The 24,822-nt window shown below is 62.4% G+C and carries 27 protein-coding genes; 17 read left to right on the top strand and 10 right to left on the bottom strand.

Annotation, left to right across the window (positions count from 1 at the left end; translation table 11 throughout):
• Positions 1–101: 101 nt before the first annotated feature.
• From JQ609_RS07375 to tldD, 4 genes are read right to left on the bottom strand one after another with little or no spacing between them, the layout of a single operon-like run.
• Complete coding sequence (locus tag JQ609_RS07375) at positions 102–668, bottom strand: nucleotidyltransferase family protein (RefSeq protein ID WP_212272738.1); 567 nt, start codon at positions 666–668, stop codon at positions 102–104.
• A 42-nt stretch (positions 669–710) separates the two neighbouring features.
• Entirely contained in the window at positions 711–1,049 is a 339-nt protein-coding gene (locus tag JQ609_RS07370) for an MmcQ/YjbR family DNA-binding protein (RefSeq protein ID WP_212211259.1), read from the bottom strand.
• Between the two features lie 9 nt (positions 1,050–1,058).
• Positions 1,059–1,829, bottom strand: coding sequence for a signal peptidase I (lepB, locus tag JQ609_RS07365; protein WP_212272735.1), 771 nt, complete (start codon positions 1,827–1,829; stop codon positions 1,059–1,061).
• Positions 1,829–3,256, bottom strand: coding sequence for a metalloprotease TldD (tldD, locus tag JQ609_RS07360; protein ID WP_212211257.1), 1,428 nt, complete (start codon positions 3,254–3,256; stop codon positions 1,829–1,831). The genes lepB and tldD overlap by 1 nt, the downstream gene beginning before the upstream one ends.
• Before the next feature lie 89 nt (positions 3,257–3,345).
• Here tldD and JQ609_RS07355 point away from each other — a divergent pair, with 89 nt between their 5' ends.
• Positions 3,346–3,840, top strand: coding sequence for a GNAT family N-acetyltransferase (locus JQ609_RS07355; RefSeq protein ID WP_212211256.1), 495 nt, complete (start codon positions 3,346–3,348; stop codon positions 3,838–3,840).
• A gap of 384 nt (positions 3,841–4,224) precedes the next feature.
• Here JQ609_RS07355 and JQ609_RS07350 read toward each other — a convergent pair whose 3' ends face one another.
• The gene (locus JQ609_RS07350) at positions 4,225–4,629 is read right to left on the bottom strand and encodes a helix-turn-helix domain-containing protein (RefSeq protein ID WP_212272782.1); all 405 of its coding nucleotides are present in this window, start codon (positions 4,627–4,629) and stop codon (positions 4,225–4,227) included.
• A 121-nt stretch (positions 4,630–4,750) separates the two neighbouring features.
• On the opposite strand from JQ609_RS07350, the gene JQ609_RS07345 reads away from it, so the two are divergent.
• The 3 genes from JQ609_RS07345 to JQ609_RS07335 are packed head-to-tail and all read left to right on the top strand — an operon-like array spanning position 4,751 to position 6,326.
• The gene (locus JQ609_RS07345; protein WP_212272733.1) at positions 4,751–5,143 is read left to right on the top strand and encodes a DoxX family protein; all 393 of its coding nucleotides are present in this window, start codon (positions 4,751–4,753) and stop codon (positions 5,141–5,143) included.
• Positions 5,144–5,167: 24 nt separating this feature from the next.
• Entirely contained in the window at positions 5,168–5,671 is a 504-nt protein-coding gene (locus JQ609_RS07340; protein WP_212272731.1) for a DsrE family protein, read from the top strand.
• 49 nt (positions 5,672–5,720) lie between these two features.
• Complete coding sequence (locus JQ609_RS07335) at positions 5,721–6,326, top strand: TlpA disulfide reductase family protein (RefSeq protein WP_212272729.1); 606 nt, start codon at positions 5,721–5,723, stop codon at positions 6,324–6,326.
• A 37-nt stretch (positions 6,327–6,363) separates the two neighbouring features.
• Here JQ609_RS07335 and JQ609_RS07330 read toward each other — a convergent pair whose 3' ends face one another.
• A complete protein-coding gene (locus JQ609_RS07330; RefSeq protein ID WP_249127719.1) occupies positions 6,364–6,894 on the bottom strand; it encodes an invasion associated locus B family protein in 531 nt (176 codons plus the stop codon).
• Between the two features lie 422 nt (positions 6,895–7,316).
• Between JQ609_RS07330 and coxB the strand changes: the two genes are divergently transcribed.
• The 12 genes from coxB (at position 7,317) to JQ609_RS07270 (ending at position 19,493) form a co-directional block, all read left to right on the top strand.
• On the top strand, positions 7,317–8,159 hold the full coding sequence (coxB, locus tag JQ609_RS07325; protein ID WP_212272727.1) for a cytochrome c oxidase subunit II: 843 nt from the start codon (positions 7,317–7,319) through the stop codon (positions 8,157–8,159).
• A gap of 124 nt (positions 8,160–8,283) precedes the next feature.
• The gene (gene ctaD / locus JQ609_RS07320) at positions 8,284–9,903 is read left to right on the top strand and encodes a cytochrome c oxidase subunit I (RefSeq protein ID WP_212211249.1); all 1,620 of its coding nucleotides are present in this window, start codon (positions 8,284–8,286) and stop codon (positions 9,901–9,903) included.
• Between the two features lie 63 nt (positions 9,904–9,966).
• Positions 9,967–10,902: a heme o synthase gene (locus JQ609_RS07315; protein WP_212272725.1), complete on the top strand. Its 936-nt coding sequence runs from the start codon at positions 9,967–9,969 to the stop codon at positions 10,900–10,902.
• 18 nt (positions 10,903–10,920) lie between these two features.
• On the top strand, positions 10,921–11,085 hold the full coding sequence (locus JQ609_RS07310; protein ID WP_192735385.1) for a CoxF protein: 165 nt from the start codon (positions 10,921–10,923) through the stop codon (positions 11,083–11,085).
• Between the two features lie 36 nt (positions 11,086–11,121).
• Entirely contained in the window at positions 11,122–11,763 is a 642-nt protein-coding gene (locus JQ609_RS07305) for a cytochrome c oxidase assembly protein (RefSeq protein WP_212272723.1), read from the top strand.
• Between the two features lie 91 nt (positions 11,764–11,854).
• A complete protein-coding gene (locus tag JQ609_RS07300; protein ID WP_212211242.1) occupies positions 11,855–12,745 on the top strand; it encodes a cytochrome c oxidase subunit 3 in 891 nt (296 codons plus the stop codon).
• A gap of 347 nt (positions 12,746–13,092) precedes the next feature.
• Positions 13,093–14,163, top strand: coding sequence for a hypothetical protein (locus JQ609_RS07295; protein ID WP_212272720.1), 1,071 nt, complete (start codon positions 13,093–13,095; stop codon positions 14,161–14,163).
• Positions 14,164–14,524: 361 nt separating this feature from the next.
• Positions 14,525–15,382: an outer membrane protein gene (locus JQ609_RS07290; protein ID WP_212272717.1), complete on the top strand. Its 858-nt coding sequence runs from the start codon at positions 14,525–14,527 to the stop codon at positions 15,380–15,382.
• A 269-nt stretch (positions 15,383–15,651) separates the two neighbouring features.
• Entirely contained in the window at positions 15,652–16,038 is a 387-nt protein-coding gene (locus tag JQ609_RS07285) for a DUF983 domain-containing protein (protein ID WP_212272714.1), read from the top strand.
• Positions 16,035–16,811 (top strand): SURF1 family protein, encoded by a 777-nt coding sequence (locus JQ609_RS07280; protein ID WP_212211232.1) that lies wholly within the window; start codon positions 16,035–16,037, stop codon positions 16,809–16,811. Before JQ609_RS07285 ends, JQ609_RS07280 begins: the two co-directional genes overlap by 4 nt.
• Positions 16,812–16,964: 153 nt before the next feature.
• On the top strand, positions 16,965–18,206 hold the full coding sequence (locus tag JQ609_RS07275) for a threonine ammonia-lyase (protein WP_212272712.1): 1,242 nt from the start codon (positions 16,965–16,967) through the stop codon (positions 18,204–18,206).
• Positions 18,207–18,308: 102 nt separating this feature from the next.
• Positions 18,309–19,493: an NADH:flavin oxidoreductase/NADH oxidase gene (locus JQ609_RS07270; RefSeq protein WP_212272710.1), complete on the top strand. Its 1,185-nt coding sequence runs from the start codon at positions 18,309–18,311 to the stop codon at positions 19,491–19,493.
• Positions 19,494–19,576: 83 nt separating this feature from the next.
• On the opposite strand, the gene JQ609_RS07265 is transcribed toward JQ609_RS07270, so the two are convergent.
• From JQ609_RS07265 to JQ609_RS07250, 4 genes are all read right to left on the bottom strand, one after another.
• On the bottom strand, positions 19,577–20,677 hold the full coding sequence (locus JQ609_RS07265) for an ABC transporter ATP-binding protein (RefSeq protein WP_212272708.1): 1,101 nt from the start codon (positions 20,675–20,677) through the stop codon (positions 19,577–19,579).
• A gap of 137 nt (positions 20,678–20,814) precedes the next feature.
• The gene (locus tag JQ609_RS07260) at positions 20,815–22,101 is read right to left on the bottom strand and encodes an ABC transporter substrate-binding protein (RefSeq protein WP_212211227.1); all 1,287 of its coding nucleotides are present in this window, start codon (positions 22,099–22,101) and stop codon (positions 20,815–20,817) included.
• Between the two features lie 59 nt (positions 22,102–22,160).
• The gene (locus tag JQ609_RS07255; protein WP_211997879.1) at positions 22,161–22,997 is read right to left on the bottom strand and encodes a carbohydrate ABC transporter permease; all 837 of its coding nucleotides are present in this window, start codon (positions 22,995–22,997) and stop codon (positions 22,161–22,163) included.
• A 4-nt stretch (positions 22,998–23,001) separates the two neighbouring features.
• Positions 23,002–23,850 carry a carbohydrate ABC transporter permease gene (locus tag JQ609_RS07250; protein WP_249119074.1) on the bottom strand — a complete coding sequence of 283 codons (849 nt, stop codon included), beginning with the start codon at positions 23,848–23,850 and terminating at the stop codon, positions 23,002–23,004.
• Between the two features lie 473 nt (positions 23,851–24,323).
• Between JQ609_RS07250 and JQ609_RS07245 the strand changes: the two genes are divergently transcribed.
• Complete coding sequence (locus JQ609_RS07245) at positions 24,324–24,767, top strand: nuclear transport factor 2 family protein (protein ID WP_249127717.1); 444 nt, start codon at positions 24,324–24,326, stop codon at positions 24,765–24,767.
• Positions 24,768–24,822 lie beyond the last annotated feature (55 nt).

Here is a 24,822-nt window from a genome sequence, read left to right as displayed (position 1 = left end):
CCATGAAGCACGGCCTCGAATACTTCCACGCCGCCGCCGCAGGATGGAGCCTCAGACATGTGTGCATGCCCTAGGGCCTTCGCCGGGACGACGGTTGAAATTTACTCCACCGCCAGCACCGTCACCTCCGGCCACAGCGCCTTCCATCGCGCGGCCTTCACTTCATAATTCGCCGCGGAGAAATTCGGACCCGGATTGGGCCGCACGATCAGCCCGGCGGCATCGTCGAAACCATCGGGCGCATAGACGTCGTAGCCATCTGGCATGCGACGGATGCCAATCTGCGTATTCCTGGTCAGAAACCGATCGATGCCTTCGGTCGAGCAGCGCAGCGGCGGGTAGGGCAGGCCGTGCTTTTCGCCGTACCAGAGATGGACGCGCGCCTGGTTGCGCGCCTCGACCCTGGCGTCGAGATGGCCGAGCGCGCCGTGCAGGCGGCGGATCACGGCGTCCTCGGCCGCCCAGGATGTATCGGGATCGAAATAGAACACGTCGTAATCGTTGATGCCGTAATCAACGGCGCGCCCGGTCAGCACGTTCCACACCGTCTGCACCAGGCATCCCGACACGATCCAGGCATCCGGCAGCTTTAGCTCGAACAGTTTTTCGGCGATTATTTTATTGGTGGGATTGCGCAGCGCAAGGCTGAGGAATTGGTCTTGGGTCATGGATGCTCTTTCCACGTCATTGCTTCGCAATGACGGGATGATCTATGATTCGTCGAATTCCTTCACCGCCTTCTTCGAAGCCAGCGTGCGCCAGTGCCGGCGCAACAGCGGCTCGACGATGCCGCGTTTGGCCTTCGACAGGCGAACCAGCACGATTGGATAATCTCGATAGTGGTCGGTGAAGTAAAACAGCTTCGGTTGGCTTTCGATCAGCATCTCGCGTTCGTCATGGGGAATGCCGAACAGGACGAGGCTGTCGTTGTCTTCCCTCAGCCGCGCCAGCAGTTTCTTGCGCACCTTGAGCGCCGGCGTGCCGTAGGAGGTGCCGTCGTCGACCTCCGCCCACGTCAGCGCAAACTCCCTGACGTCGTCGAAGGTCATGCGACGATCTCAGTGCACCGACGTGAAAAACCGCGCCATGCGAAAGCCGGAGAGCCAGGTCCATACCGGCTGGCTGCGGATGCCGAGATCCCAGGAGCCGACCACGGCGTCGGCGCGGCCGATCAGATTGTCGATCGGCAGCAGGCCGACTCCGCCGTCGCGCACGGCGACGCGGCTGTCGGCGGAATTGTCCCTGTTGTCGCCGAGCACGAACAGTTTTCCCGTCGGCACCGTTACCTCTGGCGTGTTGTCGAGCCGGCCGCTGTCGCGCATCTTGAAGATCGCATGCGTGACCCCGTTCGGCAGCGTCTCGACATAGCGATAGGCCTTTTCGCTGCCGCCGCGGTCGTCTTCGGCTTCACCCACGCCATCCGGCTTCAGCGCCGCGGCGTGGTCGTTGATGAAGAGCTGGCCCTGCCGCATCTGGATGCGGTCGCCGGGCAGCCCGACCACGCGCTTGACCCAGGCCTGCGAACGGTCGCCGGGCCAGCGGAAAACGACGACGTCGCCGCGCTTGGGCGTCTCGCCGAACAGCCGGCCGGTCTCGGGGAGCGTGATTTGGATCGGCAGCGACGCCGCGCCGTAGCCATAGGGGAATTTGGACGCCAGCAGCGCGTCGCCGATCAGCAGCGTCGGCTCCATCGAGCCGGACGGTACGTAAAACGGCTCGGCCAGCGCGCCCTTGGCGACGAACACCACCATCACGATGGCCGCGATCTGGGCGATCTGCGCGCGCCAGCTCGAAGGTTTGGCAACCGCAGTTTCGTTTTCGCTGGTCACTAGCCGGTTCCTCCGACCGTAATGCGCTCCATCCGCAGCGTCGGCTGGCCGACGCCAACCGGCACGCCCTGGCCGTTCTTGCCGCAGGTGCCGATGCCGGTATCGAGCGAGAGGTCGTTGCCGACCATGGTGATGCGATGCAGGTCGGTCGGGCCGTTGCCGATCAGCATCGCGCCCTTCAAGGGCGCGCCGATCTTGCCGTTCTCGATCTTGTAGGCCTCGGTGCACTGGAACACGTACTTGCCCGAGGTGATGTCGACCTGGCCGCCGCCGAAATTCGCGGCATAGATGCCGTTCTTTACTGAGGCGAGGATTTCCGCGGGATCGCGCTGGCCCGACAGCATGTAGGTGTTGGTCATGCGCGGCATCGGCACATGGGCGTAGCTCTGGCGCCGTCCGTTGCCGGTCGGCTTCATGTTCATCAGCCGGGCGTTCTGGCGGTCCTGCATGTAGCCGACCAGAATGCCGTCCTCGATCAGCACGGTGCGGTTGGTCGGCGTGCCCTCGTCGTCAATGGAGAGCGAACCGCGCCGCGAGGCCATGGTGCCGTCATCGACCACGGTGACGCCCTTGGCGGCGACCTGCTTGCCCATCAGGCCGGCGAAAGCCGAGGTCTGCTTGCGGTTGAAATCGCCCTCGAGCCCGTGGCCGACAGCTTCATGCAGCATGACGCCGGGCCAGCCGGCCCCCAGCACCACGTCCATTTCGCCGGCGGGCGCGGGAACCGAGTCCAGATTGACCAGTGCTTCGCGGATCGCGCCGTCGGCGGCATCGCGCCAGGCCTTGGTCTCGATGAAGCGCGCATAGCCCTCGCGGCCGCCATAGCCCTTGCTGCCGCTTTCCTGCCGGTCGCCCTGGCCGGCGACCACGGAAATATTGACCCGCACCAGGGGACGGATGTCGCGGTAGCTTTCGCCGTCGGGCCGCAGGATTTCCACCACCTGCCAAGTGGCGGAAAGACTCGCCGTCACCTGCCGCACCCGCGGGTCCTTGTCCCGCACATAGGCGTCGATTTCGGCGAGCAGCTTCACTTTGGCTTCAAAACCCGGTGCATCCAGCGGATTGTCGTCGCCATAGAGTCTCACATTGGTGTGAGCGGGCGCCGCCGCAAAGTTGCCGGAATAGCCGCCGCGGACCGCTGCGACCGCGTCCGCAGCGCGGATCAGCGCCGGCAGCGAGACGTCGGAGGAATGCGCGTACCCGACCGCGTCGTCCTTGACCGCGCGCAGCCCAAAACCCTGCGAAGTGTCGTAGGTCGCCTGCTTCAGCCTGCCATTGTCGAACATCAGCGCTTCGGTCTGGCCATATTCCAGGAACAGTTCGCCGTCGTCGGCGCCTTCGAGCCCGCGCGCGATCTCCCGGCGGACGGAATCGCGATCGAGGTTGGCGCGGTCGATCAGGGAGGTTGTAGCGGGGGAGTTGGTCATTACATTCAGTCCGTTGTCGGAGGGGCGCAACCAAGATAGTTGTTTCCCGTCCGTTTCGCGAGGGGCGGGAGAGTCTCGCTGCAAGTACGATGGCTACAATCGAAATTGTTCCGATAACGCAAGGCCATATCGACGGCTTTCACCGCACCCTCGATATCGTCGCGCGGGAGCGGCGCTATTTGTCGTTCCTGGAGGCCCCGCCGCTGGAAGCGACGCGGGCGTTCATTCTCGACCTAATCGAGCAGGGTTATCCGCAATTTGTCGCCCTGTCGGGCGGTGAAGTCATCGGCTGGTGCGACGTGACCCCAAAGCCAAGGCCGATTTATGCCCATAACGGCGTTCTCGGCATGGGCCTTTTGCCGCAATTCCGGGGCCGGGGCATCGGCAAGCGCCTGATCGCGCAGGCGCTGGGCGCCGCACAGGCCTTCGGGCTGCAGCGGGTCGAACTGACGGTCCGGGAAAACAACGTGAACGCGATCGCGCTCTACAAGAAAGTCGGCTTCGAGATCGAAGGCGTGCAGCGCGAGGCCATCCTGGTCGATGGCAAACACGAAAATCTGATTTTGATGGGGCTGCTGTTCTAGCGGCAGGGCCAAGAAAAACCTGATGGCGAAAACCTGATGGCGAAAACCTGACGACGCCCAATCCGATCAGGGCTGGTGCTGGCGGCGCCCGGTCGCCAATCCCGACGCCGCGTCTCGCGGGGACTTCACACTGTGCTCGACGCGCACGATTTCAAACCATTTGCCGCCGGATACGATGTCGAGTTGCTCCCCGGTCAGCTCGCTTTTCGCGCGTCTGCACGGGCCCCGAACGTACGGTCATTGGTCATGGCGGTCTCCTCCGCGTTGATGGAGAAACCTTTGGCAGGATGGCGGTCGCCTTGGCTGTGAGGGAGGTCACGGTGTCGTTCCTCGTCATTGCGAGCCATCGGGCGCGCATTCGCGCGACCCGGTGGCTCGGGAAACCTACTTTGGCTGCTCCTTTTTGTCGGCGGAAGAAGCCTTGGGCTGCGCCGCCGGCGGAAAGCCGTGCTCCTGCGACCAGCGAAACAGTTCATCGAACATCGGCTTGAGGGCCCTCGCCGAGGGCGTGATCTCATATTCGACGCGCGGCGGCACCTCGGGATAGACCGTGCGCTTCACCAGTCCATTGGCCTCGAGATCGCGTAGCTGCGTCGTCAGCATGTGCTGGGTGACGCCGGGGATCGATTGGCGCAATTCGCCGAACCGGTGCTTGCGCTGGACCAATTGCCAGAGAATTTCGCCCTTCCATTTTCCAGCCAGAACGCCCAGCGCACGATGAAATTGCTCCAGCACCCCGCGCTGGCATGGTTCCGGGGCGGCAATATCCTTGCTTTCTGCAATAGTCATCTTTTTCATACTACCTCACAAAAAGCATCCTACTTGTACTTTTCATCTTACTCCCGAATTTTGTGTCTCGAAAGCCTTCGCGGGCTCGGTCTGAACCGCTGGAACATATCGGGAGCTAACAATGTCACTTGCTGCTGCCTCGGCGCCGCCGCGCTGGAAGTCCGCCGGTCTGTGGATCGTCAGGGGATTGCTGGCCCTTGCCTTTGCAGGCGCTGGCGGCGCCAAGCTCTATGGCGTGCCGATGCTGGTTGAGTCATTTCAGCATATCGGACTTGGTCAATGGTTCCGCTATGCGACCGGGGCGCTCGAATTGCTCGGGGCTTTCCTGATCCTCACGCCGTCGCTGGCGGCCGTCGGCGCCGTGCTGCTGATCTGCATCATGATCGGCGCGACCGTCACGCATCTCTTTGTGGTCGGCGGCTCGGCCGTGCCCGCGCTGGTGCTGTTGGCACTGAGCGCCATCGTCGCCTATGCGAAGCGCGACCAGATCGCATCGCTTGCCAGGCACTTGTGAACAAGCATTTGTGAGGCCGCTGCCATGCGCCTTTCTCGCCGCGAATGGACGATTGCCGCGGGCCTCATCCTGGCCTTCCTAGTGCCGCTGACCGTGACCCTGTTGCTGACAGGATCGGAGACGGCGAGCCCAAAGCCGCAGGCGAAGGCCGCTCCGGTCGCGATGCACCGGCTGGTGCTGCCGATCAACACCGATGATCCCACCACGATGCGGGCGCTGATCTCGACCGCGCTCAACCTTCCAAAATACTACCAGGAGCGGAACGAGGCGTTCACGATCGAAGTGGTCGCCTACAACGCCGGCGTTCACATGCTGCGCGCCGACACCTCGCCGGTAAAGGACATGCTGCGCATCCTGAGGACGGTCAATTCGAACATCCGCTTCGTGGTCTGCGATGCCACCAAGCTCGGTATGGAGCGCCAGGAGGGGCGGCCGGTCACCCTGATCGATGGCGTCGAGATCGTGCCGAGCGGGCCCGGGCGCATCATCGAATTGCAGGAAGCCGGCTGGTCCTACATCCGATCGTGATATTTGGATTCAGAACCTGGATGCAAAACTGCACAGCGGAGTATCCGACATGACGTCGCCTCGCGGCCCGACCCGCCGCACCTTTGTCGCGGGGATAATGAGCGCGGCCGCCTCGCTTGCGATCCCGCCCTTGCCGGGACGTGCCGCGGCCGGCGGGCCGCCGCCATTCGCAACCGCCCGGCATCAGTTCACGCTGGTTCGCGGCGCACGGCCGGTCCCGCCGGTAACGATCCCGCGTCTCGGCGGCGGTGCGCTCGATCTGGCGTCTTTCCGCGGCAAGGTGGTGCTCGTCAATTTCTGGGCGACCTGGTGTGCGGCCTGCCGCACGGAGCTGCCGATATTGGATCAACTCGCGGAAAGCCGCCGCGCCGACCTCGCCGTCGTCGCCATCAGCACCGATCGCGATCGATCGGTGGTCGCGCCGTACGCCAAGAAGTTGAAGCTTCGCCATCTTACGATCGGCTTCGACCCCGGCGGACTGGTGGGACGCGCCGGCGCCAGCGACGGTGTCGACACGCCCTTCGCGCTTTACGGCATGCCGATCACCTTCCTGCTCGGTGTCACCGGGCAAGTCGAAGGCTACATCACGGGTGAAGCGGACTGGCTCTCCATCGAGGCGCGCCGGTTGTTCGACTACTACGCCGGCGCCGCGTGACTAAGCCAATCGGACTTTGAGGGCGAGGCCCGGTGCCTCACGGCAACTTATCATACCCCTCGCCGATCCCGTTCAGGCTCAGCGGGAAGCCGATGCCCTCTTCCGGGGTCTCGAAGATGATAAAGGTCGCGGTCTTGGCGGTGCGGAGCTGGCCGAGCAGTTTTTCGTCCATCACGACTTCGGCAACGCAGCCATTGGGTAGGCAGCGGACGAAACCGGCGCGGCCGACGTCCTGGTTGTCCAGTTTCAGGCCGAGCCCGGAGGGCAGCAGCACGCCCAAGGGGGCTACCACCCGCATCAGCTTGCTCTTCTGGTCGGCGGTCTTCAGCACGATCACGGTGAGGCCGGCGTTGGAGCGGTCTTCGGCTACCACGCTCTGGATCAGGGCGCATTGCTCGCCCTGGGCGCCCGGCGGGGTGTCGCAGCGGATCTGCCAGTCGCCATGGACCGAGCGCACCGCGCCCTGGGCGCTGGCGGCCTCGGTCAGGCCGAGCAGGAAGGCTGTGGCGAGCAGTCCGCCCAGCCAGCGGCCTAGCCTGCGTCCTGCCTGATGTTTTGAACGCCTCATCCGGGTCGATCCTCTGAATGATTACTCGGACTGATACGTAATGACGGCGCCTTGAAGGCGGTCTTTCGCCAAATCTCGAAGCGCCTCAGCGGCGAATCAGGTCCCCGCGGCGCACCCTGCCTGTGCGTACATCCGGTAATCCGCCTGTCAAGCGGCGCGGCCGGACAAAAAGGCGGCTTTTGCCTGATTTACCGGGAAAACCTGACATGCAGAGATTAGCCGGTGACGCATGGCTTTGGTCCCCACTACTGCATTGCGAGAGCCTGCGAATTATGGTTTGAGAGGCTGGATTTCGAAGCGTTCTAGCGATCTGGCCCCGGTGCTCCTAACCTCCGGCGGGCTGTTTGTGAGGGCGGATCGTGCGGCATTTCCGGCCATCCGGCGGGGATGCTTTGGGGATTTATCAAGGGAGCGCGAGCGGCATGAAGATGTCGAAGGGCCAGATTGGCCGGCGGTTGCTGGGGTTTGCGGTGGCGGGCATGGCCCTTGTCGCCGGCGGTACGGCGTCAGCCGAATTGGGACAGCCGGCGCCGTGGGAATACACCCTGCAGGAGTCGGCCTCGCCGGTGATGGACTACATCATCTGGTTCCATAACTGGCTGCTCGCCACCATCACCATCATCACGCTGTTCGTGCTGGTGCTGCTGGTCATGGTCGTCGTCAAGTTCAACGCCAAGGCCAACCCGGTCCCCTCCAAGACCACCCACAACACCCTGATCGAAGTGGCCTGGACCCTGATCCCGGTGCTGATTCTGGTCGCGATCGCGGTGCCGTCGTTCCGGCTGCTGTTTCTGCAGCTCGACGTGCCGAAGGCGGATCTCACCATCAAGGCGACCGGCAAGCAGTGGTACTGGAGCTATGCCTATCCCGATCACGGCAAGTTCGAGTTCGATTCGCTGATGGCGGCGGACAAGAAGCCCCGGCTGCTCGGCGTCGACAATGAGATGGTGGTGCCGGTCAACAAGGTGGTCAAGGTTCTGACCACCGGTGCCGACGTCATCCACGCCTTCGCGGTGCCGGCCTTCGGCATCAAGATCGACGCCATCCCCGGCCGCCTGAACGAGACCTGGTTCAAGGCCACCAAGACCGGGATGTTCTACGGCCAGTGCTCCGAACTGTGCGGCAAGGATCACGCCTTCATGCCGATCGCGGTGCGGGTCGTGAGCGATCAGGAATTCGCGGCCTGGGTGGAAACCGCGAAGAAGAAATATGCGACCAACCCGGCGAATTCGTACGCCGCGGCTGGTGGCGCGGTGGCGCAGTAAGCCGCAAAGCTCAGGCAAGCTTTAAGGCTTAGGCGCAAGGGACAAGGGCGACGGGACCGCAAGGTCCGAAAAGGGCGACAGGACCGCAAGGTCCGACAAAAGGACTGCAAGGCAGGATTTGAACATGGCAACAGGCGCAGCGACACACCACGATCACGCCCATGATGACCACGCGCACGCGCATCCGACCGGATGGCGGCGCTTCGTCTATTCGACGAACCACAAGGACATCGGCACGATGTACCTGGTGTTCGCGGTCATCGCCGGCGTCATCGGCGCGGCGATGTCGATCGCGATCCGTATCGAGCTGATGTATCCCGGCGTCCAGCTGTTCCACGAAGCCCATACCTACAACGTGTTCGTGACCTCGCACGGCCTGATCATGATCTTCTTCATGGTGATGCCGGCGATGATCGGCGGCTTCGGAAACTGGTTCGTGCCGCTGATGATCGGTGCGCCCGACATGGCGTTCCCGCGCATGAACAACATCTCGTTCTGGCTGCTGCCGGCCTCGTTCGCGCTGCTTCTGATGTCCACCTTCGTCGAGGGTGAGCCGGGCGCCAACGGCGTCGGTGCGGGCTGGACCATCTACGCGCCGCTGTCGACCTCGGGCCATCCGGGACCGGCGGTCGATTTCGCGATCCTGTCGCTGCATCTGGCCGGCGCCTCGTCGATCCTCGGCGCCATCAACTTCATCACCACGATCTTCAACATGCGCGCGCCGGGCATGACCCTGCACAAGATGCCGCTGTTCGTCTGGTCGATCCTGGTCACCGTGTTCCTGCTGCTGTTGTCGCTGCCGGTGCTCGCTGGTGCGATCACCATGCTGCTGACCGACCGCAATTTCGGCACCACCTTCTTCTCCGCCGACGGCGGCGGCGACCCGCTGCTGTTCCAGCATCTGTTCTGGTTCTTCGGCCATCCCGAAGTGTACATCCTGATCCTGCCCGGCTTCGGCATGATCAGCCAGATCGTCTCGACCTTCTCGCGCAAGCCCGTGTTCGGCTATCTCGGCATGGCCTACGCCATGGTCGCGATCGGCGGCATCGGCTTCGTGGTGTGGGCGCACCACATGTACACGGTCGGCATGTCCTCGGCGACGCAGGCCTATTTCGTCGCCGCCACCATGGTGATCGCGGTGCCGACCGGGGTGAAGATCTTCTCCTGGATCGCCACGATGTGGGGCGGCTCGATCGAGTTCAAGACGCCGATGCTGTGGGCGATCGGCTTCATCTTCCTGTTCACGCTCGGTGGCGTCACCGGCGTCGTGCTGGCCAATGCCGGCGTCGACCGCGTGCTGCAGGAAACCTATTACGTCGTCGCGCACTTCCACTACGTGCTGTCGCTGGGCGCCGTGTTCGCGATCTTCGCCGGCTGGTACTACTGGTTCCCGAAGATGTCCGGCTACATGTACTCGGAAACCATCGGCAAGCTGCACTTCTGGGTCACCTTCATCGGCGTCAACCTGGTGTTCTTCCCGCAGCATTTCCTCGGGCTATCCGGCATGCCGCGCCGCTACATCGACTATCCGGATGCGTTCGCCGGCTGGAACCTGGTGTCCTCGCTCGGCTCCTACATCTCGGGCTTCGGCGTGCTGATCTTCATCTATGGCGTGGTCGACGCCTTCATCAAGAAAGAGCAGGCGGCGGATAATCCGTGGGGCCCCGGCGCCACCACGCTGGAATGGACGCTGTCTTCGCCGCCGCCGTTCCACCAGTTCGAAGTGCTGCCGCGGGTGCAGTAAACCTTGTAACTCGCGGCGCGCTCTTGCGGGCGCGCCGCGGCCTAGAACCAAGCGAGATCAATCTTGTCGGTCGTCGATCACAACGCCATCGAACTGCCCCGGATTTCCGAGGCTGAGGTCGGCGACTACCTCGCGCTGCTGAAGCCGCGGGTGATGTCGCTGGTGATCTTCACCGCGCTAGTCGGCCTCGTGATCGCGCCCGGCCATATCCACCCGATCCTGGCGTTCACGTCCATCCTCTGCATCGCGGTCGGCGCCGGCGCCTCCGGTGCGCTGAACATGGCCTATGAGGGCGATATCGACGCCAAGATGTCGCGCACCGCCAACCGGCCGATCCCGCGCGGCCGCATCACCCGCGAAGAGGCGACCGCGTTCGGGCTGATCCTCGCGTTCTTCTCGGTGATGACGCTCGGCATCCTCGTCAACTGGCTTGCGGGCGGGCTCCTGGCGTTCACGATCTTCTTCTACGTCGTGATCTACACCATGCTCCTGAAGCGCTGGACCGCGCAGAACATCGTGATCGGCGGCGCCGCCGGCGCGCTGCCGCCTGTCGTGGCGTGGGCCGCGGCGACCGGTTCGCTGTCGATGGAGCCGGTGCTGCTGTTCCTGATCATCTTCTTCTGGACCCCGCCGCATTTCTGGGCGCTGGCGCTGTTCCGCAGCGACGACTATGCCCGCGCCGGCGTGCCGATGTTGCCGGTCGTCGCCGGCCCTGACGCGACCCGGCTGCAGATCCTGCTCTATACGGTCGTTTTGGTCGCGATCGCCGTCGCCCCCTGGCCGCTCGGTTATTTCGACGCGATCTATGGCATCACCTCGCTGGTGCTCGGCGCCGGCATGATGGCGCTGGCGATCAACGTCTACCGCCGCCGCGAGGGTACCGCGGCGCTGCGTGCGACCAGGCGGCTGTTTGCTTTCTCGATCCTTTATCTGTTCGCGCTGTTCGCCACGCTGCTGCTCGAGGTTGTCGTGCGCGGCGTCATCGCCGCGATCGGGTAGGGGGCCCATGGGACCGGAATGGACGACAAGCGGATGCCAGATGGAATCGTCCTCACCGAGGCGCAGAAAAGAAGCCGGCGCCAGCGGTCGGTCGCGATTGCGCTCGCGCTCCTCGTGCTCGTCGTGCTGTTCTTCGCCGTCACCATGGTCAAGGGGCCGGCCGTTCTAGTTCGGCCCATGTAAACTGGAAATGTAGGCTGGGAATTTAGGGTGGTGGAGATGGCAGACCAACCGATCGCGCAAAGGGAACCGGAGGCAAGCCGCAAGGCTTCGCGCCGCGCCCTGACGCGCGATGCGATGGTGGCCTCGATCTGTGGTTTCGTCGTGGTGTTCATGGTCGGCGCAGCCTATGCCGCCGTTCCCTTCTATAACTGGTTCTGCCGCGCCACCGGCTTCAATGGCACCACCCAGGTCGCCACCTCGGCGCCTTCGCAGGGCCCGCTGGCGCGCAAGATCTCGGTGCGGTTCGATGCCAATGTCGGCGCCGGCCTGCCGTGGAAGTTCGAGCCCGAGCAGAACGAAATCGAGGTCAGGATCGGCGAGGTCGTCACCGTATTTTATACTGTGACCAACCAGGCGGCGCGGGCCACGGTCGGCCAGGCCGCCTACAACGTGACCCCGCTGACGGTCGGCGCGTATTTCCAGAAGATCAACTGCTTCTGCTTCACCGAACAGACCATGGCGCCGGGCGAGAAGCGCGAGATGCCGGTCGTGTTCTACGTCGATCCGGCGCTAGTCGCCGACAGCGAGAATGACGGACTGAACACCATCACGCTGTCCTATACCTTCTATCCCGTGCGCGATCCGGCGCCGAAGCCGGTGGCTTCAGGCGAGTCGGACAAGCGCAAGGGAAGCCTGTAACTCCGGGATTTCGGCCTTCCGAAATTCCTGACCTTGATTTTTGAGACGAAGATGTGCCGAAGGATCCGGCACCGCTAACGGAGAGACCGCAATGGCTACGGCGCACGCGAAGCATCACGACTACCACCTCGTCGATCCGAGCCCGTGGCCGGTCGTCGGCTCGATCTCGGCCTTCATCATGGCCGTGGGCGCCGTCGGCTGGATGCACCATATGTATGCGGCGGCACCGATCGTGTTCGGCGTCGGCACCATCGGCGTGCTCTACACCATGGCGAGCTGGTGGGGCGACGTGATCCGCGAAGCCCAGTTCAAGGGTGACCACACCCGCGTGGTGCAGATCAGCCACCGTTACGGCATGATCCTGTTCATCGCCTCCGAGGTGATGTTCTTCGTCGCCTGGTTCTGGGCCTTCTTCAATTCAGCGCTGTTCCCGGCCGACGCCATTCACGCCACCCGCGACGCGGTGTTCGGCTGCGGCCCCGGCACGGCCGCGGGCGCCTGCAGCGTGCCGGGCACCTGGCCGCCGAAGGGCATCGAGACCTTCGACCCCTGGCATCTGCCGCTGCTGAATACGCTGCTGTTGCTGACCTCGGGCACCACGGTGACCTGGGCGCACCATGCGCTCCTGGAGAACGACCGCCAGGGCCTGAAATACGGCCTGATCCTCACCGTCGTGCTTGGCGCCCTGTTCACCTGCGTGCAGGCCTATGAATACGCCCACGCGACGTTCGCGTTCTCCGGCAACATGTACGGCGCGACCTTCTTCATGGCGACCGGCTTCCACGGCTTCCACGTGCTGGTCGGCACCGTGTTCCTGCTGGTCTGCCTGTTCCGCGCCTATGCCGGACACTTCACGCCGACCCAGCATCTCGGCTTCGAATTCGCCGCCTGGTACTGGCACTTCGTTGACGTGGTGTGGCTGTTCCTGTTCATCTGCATCTACGTCTGGTTCCGCGGCGCCGGACCCGTCGCCGGGCATTGATCGCAGACTGCACGTGTTAACAAGGGCGGCCGCTGGGCCGCCCTTTTTCTTAGCTTTGCCTTTTAACGATCAAGATGCGTGTCGCCGGGCGTTAACCATCCTCATGCTGACACGCTCGCCGACGGGCGAAGTCTCGGATGGTGACAGCATGGAGACCTTCACCACCAGCCGGAGCGGCTTGCCGGTTTGGGTAATCCTTCTGCGCACTCACTCTTGCGTCGCCCCCCGAATACTCTGAACAGGTTGCCGGGACGGTCGGGTAGCTCCCGCGCGTGCCGATAGACTGAACGATAAAACGCTGGACGATATTGAATATCGCGAATTTCGAGAATTGAAGGAGCAGCCTTTTGGCGGCGACGCTCGTGCCGAAGAGCCGGAGCAAGCGCGATTGGATTGCGGGCGCGCACCCGGACGAGGTATCGATTTTTTCCCAGCCCTGGTTCGTGGATATTGCGTACAGGAAGGAGCACCGGGTAGCCAAAGCGTTCAACAAAGCCGGCAAGCTAATATGCGAGTTTCCATATTGCCAAACAAACGTGCTGGGCATTTTTCCAAGGATAACAAGTTTAGATAACTGGAGACGCCTCAGCTCATTCGTCTTTCTCGACAAACACATTAGTGATGAAGAGAAGCGGGGCGCGATTGCCGATATTATAAAGCAGCTTCCCAGATCGATTGGTCACTGCCAATTCATCCTGGATGATGATTCAGGCATCATTCGCGATGCGTTCATCAACGCCGGGTTTGAATGTATCAAAATACCCAAATACGTCCGTCCACCCAGCAAACAAAAATATGAGCGTGACGCGTATGCACAAGCCAGAGACAAGGTACTGAAAACCATCTCAAGAGACGGAAGAACCAGATACAGAACAGCATTGGAACAAGCTAAAATAGAGGATATCTCGGCGTCCGACTTTTGTAGGTTTTACCAGAGCAATCTTACCAGCAATGGTGCGCAGAGTTATGCCCCGCTGAGCATTGCGGAGGCACTCATCGAGAATGGCGTCCGTCGTCGGAAAGCCTTCGCGCTTGCGGTAAAAGACAAGGGCGGCATGGAAGCCGCCGCCGCTTTCCTGTTTGATTCAGGAGCAATCTATGCGTGGCTGGCAACCAGAAAGTATCATCCGCAAAGCACGAAATTTCGTGGTGATGATAAATATAAAAAATATTTCATCGATATATTGGCCATCGAAGCCATGATTTTCGCGGAGTTGCATGGGCTGATTTATGATGCCGAATTTGTTCCTGTCGAAACAAATGGCGCCCCCAGAAATCCGCACAAGGTTTTTGTCAACGAGAAGATACTTCACCTTTCGAAAAGAGAATCCAGATTTCTCTTCGAAAGAGTGGGGTGGTGGTATCACGGCGCGAGGCGGTTTTTTTACACGGCAAGGGCTTTTTGCAAAGCGACTTGATATGATCGGATGACGCTCAACTTGACCGTCGGGGCGATTCTTGCGAGGCGCCACCGCTGCTTCGAGCCGTGCTTCCTGGAAATTTCATTCAGGCTGCTCCAAATTGCTCCTCAAGGCTAATGCTGGTCCTGTGGCCGCTCCACCACGGGCGGCAAACCGCCATCATCCGTAGCCTTCCGGACATATCGGCGCAGGACGTGATCTACCGGAAGGGGTGCAGCCGCGCGGCCGGCTGCAAGCGCGGACAAGGTTCCGCATGTTCGTCCGAAATGTCTCGACTGTGGCTTGGACGATACATCTGGGCACGATGAACCCGTTTAAGCTCTGGTCCGGGCCGTTCCACGAGTGCTTGGGGCTTTCTATGAAAAAACTTGCTTTGGCAATATCCGTTCTCGCGTCCAGCGCAATCGGCGCGTCCGCTGCCGACATGGCTGTGAAAGCTCCTCGCTACGCGCCTGAAGCAGCGGTTTCGACCTGGACAGGCTTTTATGTTGGAGCCTCGCTCGGCGGCGAGCAGGCCAACGCCGATTGGACTACGACGTCGATTGGCGTTGTCGCGCCGGGCTTCGTAATTCCTCCCCCAACCGTAGACGGTAGCTCGCCTCGACGCTTTAGCCCCTCAAGCGGTCGCTTTGGCGGCTTTGCCGGATACGACTATCAGTTCGCGCCTCAATGGGTTGCAGGCATTGTCCTCGATGCCGCGTATTTTAACGGCACCGTCACGACGGTGGGCGCGCCCGGCTGCACGGTCACTTGCATTTTGGGTGTCCCGGGCCCCGGCCTCGATGTATCGAGCGTGAGAGCCAGATGGGATGCGAACGTGCGGGGCCGGCTCGGATTTCTGGTAACTCCCAATGTTCTGCTCTATGGGACCGGCGGTATCGCGTTCCAGAACTTCTCCAACTCGATCACCTGCGAGACCAGCTTTACGGATCCGCTTTGCGGACCAACGCCGATCCCGCTTCTTACGACGGCGACGAACAGCACCACCCGAACGGGCTGGACGGCCGGAGTCGGCATCGACGCCAAAATCTTCGCAAACTGGATGCTTCGTGCGGAGTATCGTTACTCGGACTTCGGAACGTGGAGCAATTCGCTGGTGCTGGTATCCCCCGGTGTTTCAGTTGTAACGGTAGCCACGGATTTGAAACTCAACACGCACATTGGAATGATAGGATTAGCCTACCGGTTTGGTGGCCCCGTCGTTGCAAGGTACTGAGTTCTCCAAACTTTCCATACCTTAAAGCCACGCACACCTCCCCTTGTGCCGCTTCGGGCAGTCGCCTCGAAGGCGCGCAGCGTGCGATTTTCCAGTCATGTAGAACGCGCCTGGCGGGCCATGGTGTCCGCCAAAATGTTCCGGACATGGAGTGGGAGGAAGGAAATAAACTTAGCAACTACAATCACTTGGTAGGGTTGCGCGGGGCTGCGTAGAGCGCTATGGAGTGCGCATTCTCCCCTGTGGGAGAAGGTGGCGCGAGGACGCAAATGGACGAGGCACTCCCCACGCTGACCGAGAGCGCATTGCGCGGCATCGCCTGCCGCTGCCCACGCTGCGGCAAGGGCAAGCTCTACGCGGGCTTCATCAATTTGCGGCCGAGCTGCGAGGCCTGCGGGCTCGATTACGCCTTCATCGACGCCGGTGACGGGCCGGCGATCTTCATCATCATGATCGCCGGTGCGATCGTCGTCGGATCGGCCCTGGTCGTGGAGATAAAATACCAGCCGCCGTTCTGGCTGCATGCGGCGTTGTGGCTGCCATTAATTCTCGCAACCACGCTGTTGCCGCTACGCTCGATGAAGTCGCTGCTGATCGCGCTGCAATACCATCACAAGGCCGCACCCGGCCGCCTGATCGACCGCGAGCCGAAATGACCGGCGTTGTTGCGCGGCGGCGTGGTACGCTCGGCTTTGCCATCTTTACGCTCGTGATGATCGTGACCTGCCTGAGCCTTGGGATCTGGCAATTGCAGCGGCGCGTCCAGAAGCACGCGCTGATCGCGGCCCTCAACGAAAGGCTGGCCGATGTGCCCAAGGCGCTGCCGGAGCAGGCGCAATGGGGCACGCTGACACCAGCCAAAGACGAATTCCGCCGCGTCAGCTTCACCGGAACTTACGAGCGGCTTCCCGATGTGATGGTCTATAGCTCCGGCTCTTCGGTCCGTAACGACGTGTCCGGTCCAGGCACCTGGGCGTTCCTGCCGGCGCAAAGCGCCGATGGGGCAATCGTCGCGGTCAATACCGGCTTCGTGCAGAACACGATGCAGGATCGCGCGCAGCAGGATCGCGCGGTCGGCCGTCTCGTCACCGGCCAGCCGGTCAAATTCACCGGCTATCTTCGTTTTCCCGAAGCCGCCGGCACGCTGACGCCGTCAGAGAATATCGCCAAGCGGCTCTGGTTCACCCGCGATCATCTTGCGATGGGGCGCGCGCTCGGCTGGGGCGAGGGCGGCAAGGCGGTCGCGCCGTTCTATATCGATCTGGAATCACCGGTGCCCGAGAGCGGCATCCCGAAACCGGGGCCGCTCAATGTCCATCTCAAGGACGACCACATGCAATACGCCATCACCTGGTTCAGCCTCGCGGCCGCGGTCGTGATCGCCTTCGGCGTGTGGTGGCGCGCGCAAAGGCGGAGCGCAGCTTCGTAGCTTCGTGGTGTCGTAGGGTGGGTTAGCGCGGTATCCCTGCTGTATCTCCTGCTGTATTTTTTCCTGAAATAGCTCATAGGGTGGGTTGGCGTAGCGTAACCCGCCGTCCGCGCCCTTACTGCGTGGAGCGGTCGGCAGAGATTAGATGATTATATGACCGAGACGTTGAAAGCCTCCCTCGCGCACCTGCCGGTTACCCTTGGCGATATCGAGGCGGCGGCAGGCGTGCTCGCCGGCTTCGTGAAGCGGACGAGCTTCGAGTCCAGCCGTACATTGTCCGACATCACCGGCGCGAACATATGGCTGAAATTCGAAAACCTGCAGTTTACGGCGACGTTTAAGGAGCGCGGCGCGCTCAATCGGCTGTCTGCGTTGTCAGTCGACGAACGGCAGCGCGGCGTGGCAGCGGCCTCGGCGGGCAACCACGCACAGGGCGTGGCCTATCACGCGGCCCGCCTCTCGATCCCTGCGACCATCTTCATGCCGGTGGGCACGCCGATGGTGAAGATCGAGAACACGCGCCGGCACGGTGCGACCGTGATCGAAGGTGGGGCGACGCTGGAGGACACCGCCACGCTCGCCACCGACTACGGTCGAAAACAGGGTTTGACGTATATCCATCCCTATGACGATCCGCTGATCATCGCGGGTCAGGGTACCATCGCGCTCGAGATGCTGGCTTCGGTGCCCGATCTCGACGTCCTGATCGTTCCAATCGGGGGCGGCGGCCTGATATCCGGCATCGCCGTTGCCGCCAAGACCCTCAAGCCGGATATCGAGATCGTCGGCGTTCAGGCCGCGCTTTATCCTTCGATGTACAACCTCATCAAGGGGGAACATCTTGCGATGCGCGGTGACACGCTCGCGGAGGGCATTGCCGTCAAGGCGCCCGGTCAGATCACGTCGCAGATCGTGCGCGCGCTCGTCGACGATATCGTACTCGTCACCGAACAGCAGATCGAGCACGCGTTGAGCCTTTTCATCACCATCGAGAAGTCGGTGACCGAAGGCGCGGGAGCGGCGGGCCTGGCGGCGGTACTCGCCGATCAGGCCCGCTTCAAGGGCCGTTCGCTCGGTCTGGTGCTGAGCGGAGGCAATATCGATACGCGGCTGCTGTCCGGTGTGCTGACGCGCCAGCTCGCGAGGGAAGGCCGGCTTTCGAAGCTGAAGTTCGACATCGTGGATCGGCCCGGACAGCTCGGCACGGTTGTCGCCGTGCTGGCCAAGGCAGGCGCCAATATCGTCGAGGTGTCCCATCAACGCATCTTCACCGACCTGCCAGCCAAGGCGGTGGTGCTTGAGGTTGTCATCGAAACCCGAGACCGGACCCATCTTGAGGCAACCGTCGCCTCGCTGGAGGCCGCCGGCCTCGATGTCACCGTTGGTGGCGACTAGGGGGCCGAAGCGTTGCTGCATGCATGACATGCAAGGGCTGGCTGGACCGTGGATTTCAAATGATGGATCATTCGCTATCCGCAGTTCAACCACAGGCCACCAATGTCCGACGCGCCCTCCGCCGATCCCGCACGCCCCCTGCTATTCCAGCCCCTCAAGATCCGCGATCTGACGCTGAAGAACCGCCTGGTGGTGCCGCCGATGGTGCATTACCGCGCCGATCCCGGCGCGACCTGCGGCATGTTTCATCAGGTGCATCTCGGTCGATACGCGCTCGGCGGTTTTGGTCTTGTCTTTGTCGAGGCCACCGGCGTCGAGGAAATCGGCCTGATCAACGAGTTCGATCTCGGCATCTGGAACGACGCCCAGGTCGAAAGTTTCAAGCCGCTGATCGCTTTCATGAGGCGCGAGAACACCGCGATCGGAATTCAGCTCGCGCATGGCGGCCGCAAATCGTCCTCGCAAAAGGCAATGAATGGCATGGGGCCGCTCACACAAGATGAGATCAAGGCGGGCGCCAAGCTGTGGCAGCCGGTCGGGCCGACCAGCGAGCCGGTGGCGCCGGGATGGCTGACGCCGCGCCAGCTCACCGCCGAAGACTGTCGCGCCATGGTGAAGACCTGGGCGCACGCGGCGAAGAACGCGGTCAAGGCCGGCTTCGACGTGATCGAGGTTCATATGGCGCATGGCTATCTGCTGGCCTCGTTCCTGTCGCCGATATCAAATACCCGCAACGACGAGTATGGCGGCGACCGCAAGGGGCGGATGCGGCTGCCGCTCGACATCGTCGAGGCGGTACGGCGCGAAATGCCTGATACGATGCCGCTGTTCGTGCGCGTGTCCTCGGTCGACGGCGCGCAGAACGGCTGGAACATGGATGACACGGTGGCGCTGGCGCACGAGTTGAAAGCGCGCGGCGTCGACGTGGTCGACTGTTCCTCCGGCGGCATTTCCGGTTCGGCGACGGCCGCGCAAGTGCCGCGCGGCCTCGGTTTCCAGGTGCCTTACGCCGAGCGCGTTCGGAGAGAAGTCGATATCGCCACCATGGCGGTCGGCATCATCCTCGAGGCCGAGCAGGCCGAAGCGGTGCTGGAAAAGGGCCAGGCCGACCTGATCGCGGTCGGGCGGCAATCGCAGTACAATCCCAACATCGCCCATCACTGGGCGCATGATCTCGGCATCAACCGCCGATTCGAGGACTGGGCGCCCGAATATGGCTGGTGGCTGGAAAAGCGCATCCGGACCATGGAAGGGTTTGCCAGCCCGACCGGTGCGGTGAAGCGGTGAGCTTTGTAGGGTGGGTTAGCGAAGCGTAACCCACCATCTTCGTTCTTGGCATCACGGTGGGTTACGGCTTCGCCTAACCCACCCTACGAAGTCGTAATCGGCAATTCCGTTTCCGGATCGAAGAAGTGCAGCCGGCCGGGCTGGACCGAGACACGGACCTGATCGCCGCGCGCGATCACCGTTTCTGCCGGCACCCGGGCCACCGTGATGCCGTGGCTCCCCACACGCGTTTCGAGCAGGATCTCGGAGCCGAGCTGCTCGACGACTTCGACGTGGGCGTCAAAGCTGGCGCCCGGCGCACCTTCGCCGAGCGCGAGATGTTCGGGCCGCGCGCCCATGATCACGGGCTTGCCGTTGTAAGCCGCGAGCGCGCGCGCATCGGCGCCGCCGACCGTCAGCTTGAGGCCATCAGCCTCGACCGTCGTCGCGCCGCCATCGCTGCGCACGGTGACGCTGACAAAGTTCATCGCGGGCGCGCCGATGAAGCCGGCGACGAATTTGTTGGCGGGCTTGCCGTAGACCTGCAGCGGCGTGCCGACCTGCTGCACCCGGCCGTCGCGCATGATCACGACCCGGTCGCCCAGCGTCATGGCCTCGACCTGGTCGTGGGTCACGAACACAGACGTGGTCGGAATGGCGGCATGCAGGCGCTTGATCTCGATCCGCATCTGCGCGCGCAGCTTGGCGTCGAGGTTCGACAGCGGCTCGTCGAACAAAAACACTTCCGGATTGCGCACGATGCAGCGGCCGAGCGCCACGCGCTGCTGCTGTCCGCCGGACAATTGCTTCGGCTTGCGCGCCAGCAATTCGTGCAGCCCGAGCATGCCCGCGGCGCGGTCGATCGCGGCCTTGATCTCGGCTTCGGACGTCTTCTTGTTGCGCAGGCCGAAGGCGAGATTGTCGTAGACGCTCATGTGCTGATAGAGCGCGTAGTTCTGGAACACCATCGCGATGTCGCGGTCGCGCGGCGGCAGGTCGTTGACGACCCGGTTGCCGATGCGGATGTCGCCGCTACTGATGTCCTCCAGCCCTGCGATCATGCGCAGCGTCGTCGACTTGCCGCAGCCGGACGGGCCGACCAGCGCCACGAATTCCTTGTCGGCGATCTCGAGATCGACGTCCTTTACGGCGTGGAACAGCGAGCCATAATGCTTGTTGAGCTTGCTGAGTGAAATCGCTGCCATTTACCCGCCGTTACCGTACTAGAGCGTTTTCGAGCGAAGTGGATACCGGTTCGCGTGAAGAAAACGCGTCAAGGAAAAGACCTGTTGACCCAAAATAATCCCGCCGCGATTTCCCGCGGCGGGATATTGCTTTCGACTTATTGCGCCGCCTTGCTGACCAGCGGCGCGCCATCGGCCAGCACCTTTGCGATATCCTCGCGCTTGCCGGTGACGGCCTTGGTGACGGTGTCGTTGAACGCCTTGTGCACGGCGGGCCATTGCGGGAAGTAATAGGCGCCGCGCACCTTGTCCGGCGAATCCAGCACCGATTCCTTCAAGAGCTTCATGAAGGCGTCTTCCGCCGCGATTTCTGCCCAGAACTCGGTGTTGGGCGGCGGCGCGCCGGTCGCCTTGAACAGCTTCTTCTGGCCTTCCTTGTCCAGCATCATCGCGTTGAGCATTTCCTTGGCCTTCTTCTTACGCTCCGGCGAGATTGACTTCGGGATCGCCCAGCCCCAGATGTCGTCCCAGGCGAACGGCTTGGCGCGGTCGGGACCGAGCGGGAAACGCGTCGCAGCCACCTTGCCTGATATCTTCGACTTGGCGGGATCGTTGAACGTGCCCCACCACAGCGAATCCGCCACCGTGAACGCGGCGTCGCCGGCCATGAACACGGCGTTGGCTTCGTTGCGGTCATAGGCCGGCATGCCGCGCGGCACGATCTTGTGGGTGTTGATCGCATCCCACCAATATTCGACGTTCTTCTGCATGCAGGGCTCGGTCATGCCCGATTTCCAGCCGTTCGCGGCGAGCTTCTTGTTGTCGCGCTCATAGGGCGGCAGCAGCACGTCGCAATTGTTGCCCCACATCGACCAGAACCAGGTGAACCAGGAGTTGTTCATCGACGCGCCGGCGACATAGCCGAACTTCACCTTGCCGTCAGCCTGCAGCTTCTTGCTCACGGTGACGAGTTCATCCAGCGTCTTCGGCACTTCCTCGGGTTTGACGAGGTCGGATCGGTAGAAGAACACGCTGAAGGTCTGGCCCATCGGCACGACGGTGTTCTGGCCCTTGTCGTTGCCGAACACGATCGGTGACATGCTCCACTTGGAGGCAAATTTGTTGGCTTCGACGTCATCCATCGGCTCGAGCAGATGCGCCCAGGTCTGGCCCCAATCGTCATTGTGCCAGATCACGTCGTACTGATCGGAGTTCGACGTCAGCGACGCCGTCATCTTCTCGACATAGACGCCGTAGGAATTAGGCACCTTGACGATCTTGACGCCGTTCTTGGCGCCCCAGGCCTCGAACATCGCAATTGAATTGTCCTGGATCGGGCTCGGCTGGTAGCCGATCCGCAGTTCGGTCACCTGGGCGCTCGCGCTTCCCGCGGCGGCCCACAGGGCCACCGTCGTTGCGACAGCCAGTTTGGTCAGTTGCTTCATCGCTTCCCTCCGTCGTTTTTAGTGTTCTTCCCTCGTCGTACTCAGCGTCTCCGTCGTTGCTAGATACGTAGTCCCCGGATCACATATTTCTGCCCGAACAGCGCCACCAGGAACGCCGGCACCAGCGCCATCACGGCGGTCGCCGCCATCAAATTCCAGCGCAGCCCCATCTCGGTGACGAACTGCGCCATGACAACCGTGATCATCGGCACGCGGTTGCCGGTCAGGATAAGCGCGAACAGGAATTCGTTCCAGGTGAACAGCCAGCACAGCACGGCGAGCGCCGAGATCGCCGGCAGCGCCGACGGTATGGCGACGCGGATGAAGGCGCCCCAGCGCGTGCAGCCGTCGATCATCGCCGCGTATTCCATGCTGGGATCGATGCCGTCGAAAAACCCCTTCATCAGCCATGAGAAAAAGCAGATATGCACCGCGACATGCGGCAGCAGCAGGCCGGTATAGGTGTCGTAGAGGCCCCAGCTCTGGGTCACGAAATACAGCGGCAGCACCCAGGAAATATAGGGGATGCAGCGGAACACGTAGATGGTCCCGAACCAGATCCGCGAGGCCGGCCCGGTGAAGCGCGACAGCATGTAGCCGCTGGAGACGGTGACCAGCAGCGAGAAGATCGTCGCCAGTGTCGAGATCAGCGCACTGTTGAGGAAGGCCGACACGATGCGGTCGTCGGTCAGCACCTCGGCGAAGCTGGCCAGCGTGAATTCGGTGCCGCGATGGACGTAATAGACGCCGGATTCCGGCCGCAGCGAGGTCAGGATCAGCCACAGCACCGGAAACGCGAACGCAAAGCAGATGCCGAACAGCGCCAGCGCGAACAGCGTCTTGCGGCTCCATTTCGGCAATCCCGGCAGGAAATCGGGGCGGCTTACGATCGGCATCTGACTATGCCTTTGCGATGCGGTCGACGAGGCGGTAGAGCACCACGCCGATCACGAGGATGATGAGCCCGCCAATGATCGCCGCCGCCGAGCCGCGGCCGAGATCGAGGTTCAGGAACGCGTGCACATAGGCATAGAGGCTGAACAGCTCGGTCGAGCGGCCCGGTCCGCCACCGGTCAGCGTCCACACGATGTCGAAGGTTCGGAAGGCATCAATGGCGCGGATCACCACGCACACCACGATGACAGGGCGCAGCATCGGCAGCGTCAGGAACCTGAACACGCGCCAGGTCGTGGTGCCGTCGATCGCGGCGGCCTCGAACGGCTCTTTCGGCAGGCTCTGCAATCCGGCAAGCAGCAGCAGCGTGAACCACGGCGTCCACAGCCAGATGTCGGTGAGCAGGATGATGCCGAAGGCGCTCCAGCGCTGCACCAGCCAGGGCTGGCCTTCCAGCCCGATCGCCTCCAGCACCGTGTTGACGATGCCGAACTGGTCGTTGAACATCCAGCGGATCATGATCGCGGCCACGACCGGCGCCACCATCAGCGGCACCAGCAGGATGGTCTGCACCAGCTTTTGCCCGCGAAACGGGCGGTTGAGCAGCAGCGCCAGCGCCAGTCCCGCCACCAGCGCCCCGGCCACGCTGAGGATCATGAACAGGAAGGTGTTGGGCAGCACCGTGTAGAGAAACGCCGGATCCGACAGCACCGCGTAATAGTGGCTGAAGCCGACCCAGATCTTCTTCGGGTTATAGAGCGCCCAGTCGCGAAAGCTGGCATTGGCGCCGATCACGATCGGCAGCACCTGAAACAGCAGCATCAGAAGTGCCGCCGGCGCAATGAGAAACAGCATGAACCGCTGTTGCTCGCCGAACATTGGACGCCGCGATGCCGACAAGCCTGTTACCCCCGCCTTTGCACTGATTGGTCACGACTCTTGTGGTCGCTGCGTGCATAAAGCCCCTTGCATCGGGATTATGGGCGCGGCGTCGGAGGCTAGTCAATCGGCATTGTAGCGTATGCGGACGCGGGACGTATGCAGGCGACGGAGCTGCAAGGATAGTGGCGGTGCAAACGCGCTGCCAAGCTTGCATCCGCGGCCTCACCGTTTGCACGGATCGTCGCTACCAGAGATTGCTGGCTCAAAAGCACGGTTGTCTGAATCAGCTGATCGGGCATCTGCCGCGGCCCCGCGCGGAAAACGCAGCGCGCCGAGTGTCGGGGTGACGCACGATTGACCACCCTCGTGCCTGGAACTTCCGTGGACCCAATTTGTTTTTGGTTCCAAACTGAATTGCGGCTAACCGGTCAGTGCAGCCAATGGACATGTCGAACCTGCCCAAAGATATTGCCAAGGATACTGCCAAGGATACCGCCAAGGATATCGCGAACGATATCGATCAGGTGGCTGTTGTCGTCGATTGGCTCGATGCCTGCCGGCGACAGGAGCTTGGCCCGCTGCTCGACCTGTACGCGTCCGAGGCAAGCCTCGAATGTGACTGCGACGGCGCAAACATTTATGCGGGCCGGGCTGCGCTGGAATCGTATTGGCGGCCCCGGCTCCAGGCGTTCTCGCCCAATGCCTTTGGACTGGAAGAAATTACGCCTGCTGCTGACGGGGTCATGCTCGATTACCTGAACTCCGAAGGCAAGCCCGTTCGCATTGTCTTCACGTTTGACGCTTCCGGGAAGATTCTGCAAACCCGCTGCGCTCCGCTCGCGCCGGCAACGGCGCGGGATGGCGCTGGCGCGCGGGATCGCGCATGGTGACGACGCGGTCGCTACTTCAGCTTTCAACCTGATGTTCTTTCGCGCTGCATCCTCC

It is taken from the genome of Bradyrhizobium sp. AUGA SZCCT0169 (assembly GCF_018130085.1).
GTDB lineage: Bacteria > Pseudomonadota > Alphaproteobacteria > Rhizobiales > Xanthobacteraceae > Bradyrhizobium.
This window is presented reverse-complemented; position numbering and strand designations above follow the sequence as displayed.

Bases quoted from the DNA above. Each gene is read 5' to 3' on its own strand.
- JQ609_RS07375 (WP_212272738.1), bottom strand. From the start codon at position 668: ATGACCCAAGACCAATTCCTCAGCCTTGCGCTGCGCAATCCCACCAAT.
- JQ609_RS07370 (WP_212211259.1), bottom strand. From the start codon at position 1,049: ATGACCTTCGACGACGTCAGGGAGTTTGCGCTGACGTGGGCGGAGGTC.
- tldD (WP_212211257.1), bottom strand. From the start codon at position 3,256: ATGACCAACTCCCCCGCTACAACCTCCCTGATCGACCGCGCCAACCTC.
- JQ609_RS07355 (WP_212211256.1), top strand. From the start codon at position 3,346: ATGGCTACAATCGAAATTGTTCCGATAACGCAAGGCCATATCGACGGC.
- JQ609_RS07350 (WP_212272782.1), bottom strand. From the start codon at position 4,629: ATGACTATTGCAGAAAGCAAGGATATTGCCGCCCCGGAACCATGCCAG.
- JQ609_RS07345 (WP_212272733.1), top strand. From the start codon at position 4,751: ATGTCACTTGCTGCTGCCTCGGCGCCGCCGCGCTGGAAGTCCGCCGGT.
- JQ609_RS07340 (WP_212272731.1), top strand. From the start codon at position 5,168: ATGCGCCTTTCTCGCCGCGAATGGACGATTGCCGCGGGCCTCATCCTG.
- JQ609_RS07335 (WP_212272729.1), top strand. From the start codon at position 5,721: ATGACGTCGCCTCGCGGCCCGACCCGCCGCACCTTTGTCGCGGGGATA.
- JQ609_RS07330 (WP_249127719.1), bottom strand. From the start codon at position 6,894: ATGAGGCGTTCAAAACATCAGGCAGGACGCAGGCTAGGCCGCTGGCTG.
- coxB (WP_212272727.1), top strand. From the start codon at position 7,317: ATGAAGATGTCGAAGGGCCAGATTGGCCGGCGGTTGCTGGGGTTTGCG.
- ctaD (WP_212211249.1), top strand. From the start codon at position 8,284: ATGGCAACAGGCGCAGCGACACACCACGATCACGCCCATGATGACCAC.
- JQ609_RS07310 (WP_192735385.1), top strand. From the start codon at position 10,921: ATGGACGACAAGCGGATGCCAGATGGAATCGTCCTCACCGAGGCGCAG.
- JQ609_RS07305 (WP_212272723.1), top strand. From the start codon at position 11,122: ATGGCAGACCAACCGATCGCGCAAAGGGAACCGGAGGCAAGCCGCAAG.
- JQ609_RS07300 (WP_212211242.1), top strand. From the start codon at position 11,855: ATGGCTACGGCGCACGCGAAGCATCACGACTACCACCTCGTCGATCCG.
- JQ609_RS07290 (WP_212272717.1), top strand. From the start codon at position 14,525: ATGAAAAAACTTGCTTTGGCAATATCCGTTCTCGCGTCCAGCGCAATC.
- JQ609_RS07285 (WP_212272714.1), top strand. From the start codon at position 15,652: ATGGACGAGGCACTCCCCACGCTGACCGAGAGCGCATTGCGCGGCATC.
- JQ609_RS07280 (WP_212211232.1), top strand. From the start codon at position 16,035: ATGACCGGCGTTGTTGCGCGGCGGCGTGGTACGCTCGGCTTTGCCATC.
- JQ609_RS07275 (WP_212272712.1), top strand. From the start codon at position 16,965: ATGACCGAGACGTTGAAAGCCTCCCTCGCGCACCTGCCGGTTACCCTT.
- JQ609_RS07270 (WP_212272710.1), top strand. From the start codon at position 18,309: ATGTCCGACGCGCCCTCCGCCGATCCCGCACGCCCCCTGCTATTCCAG.
- JQ609_RS07265 (WP_212272708.1), bottom strand. From the start codon at position 20,677: ATGGCAGCGATTTCACTCAGCAAGCTCAACAAGCATTATGGCTCGCTG.
- JQ609_RS07260 (WP_212211227.1), bottom strand. From the start codon at position 22,101: ATGAAGCAACTGACCAAACTGGCTGTCGCAACGACGGTGGCCCTGTGG.
- JQ609_RS07255 (WP_211997879.1), bottom strand. From the start codon at position 22,997: ATGCCGATCGTAAGCCGCCCCGATTTCCTGCCGGGATTGCCGAAATGG.
- JQ609_RS07250 (WP_249119074.1), bottom strand. From the start codon at position 23,850: ATGCTGTTTCTCATTGCGCCGGCGGCACTTCTGATGCTGCTGTTTCAG.
- JQ609_RS07245 (WP_249127717.1), top strand. From the start codon at position 24,324: ATGTCGAACCTGCCCAAAGATATTGCCAAGGATACTGCCAAGGATACC.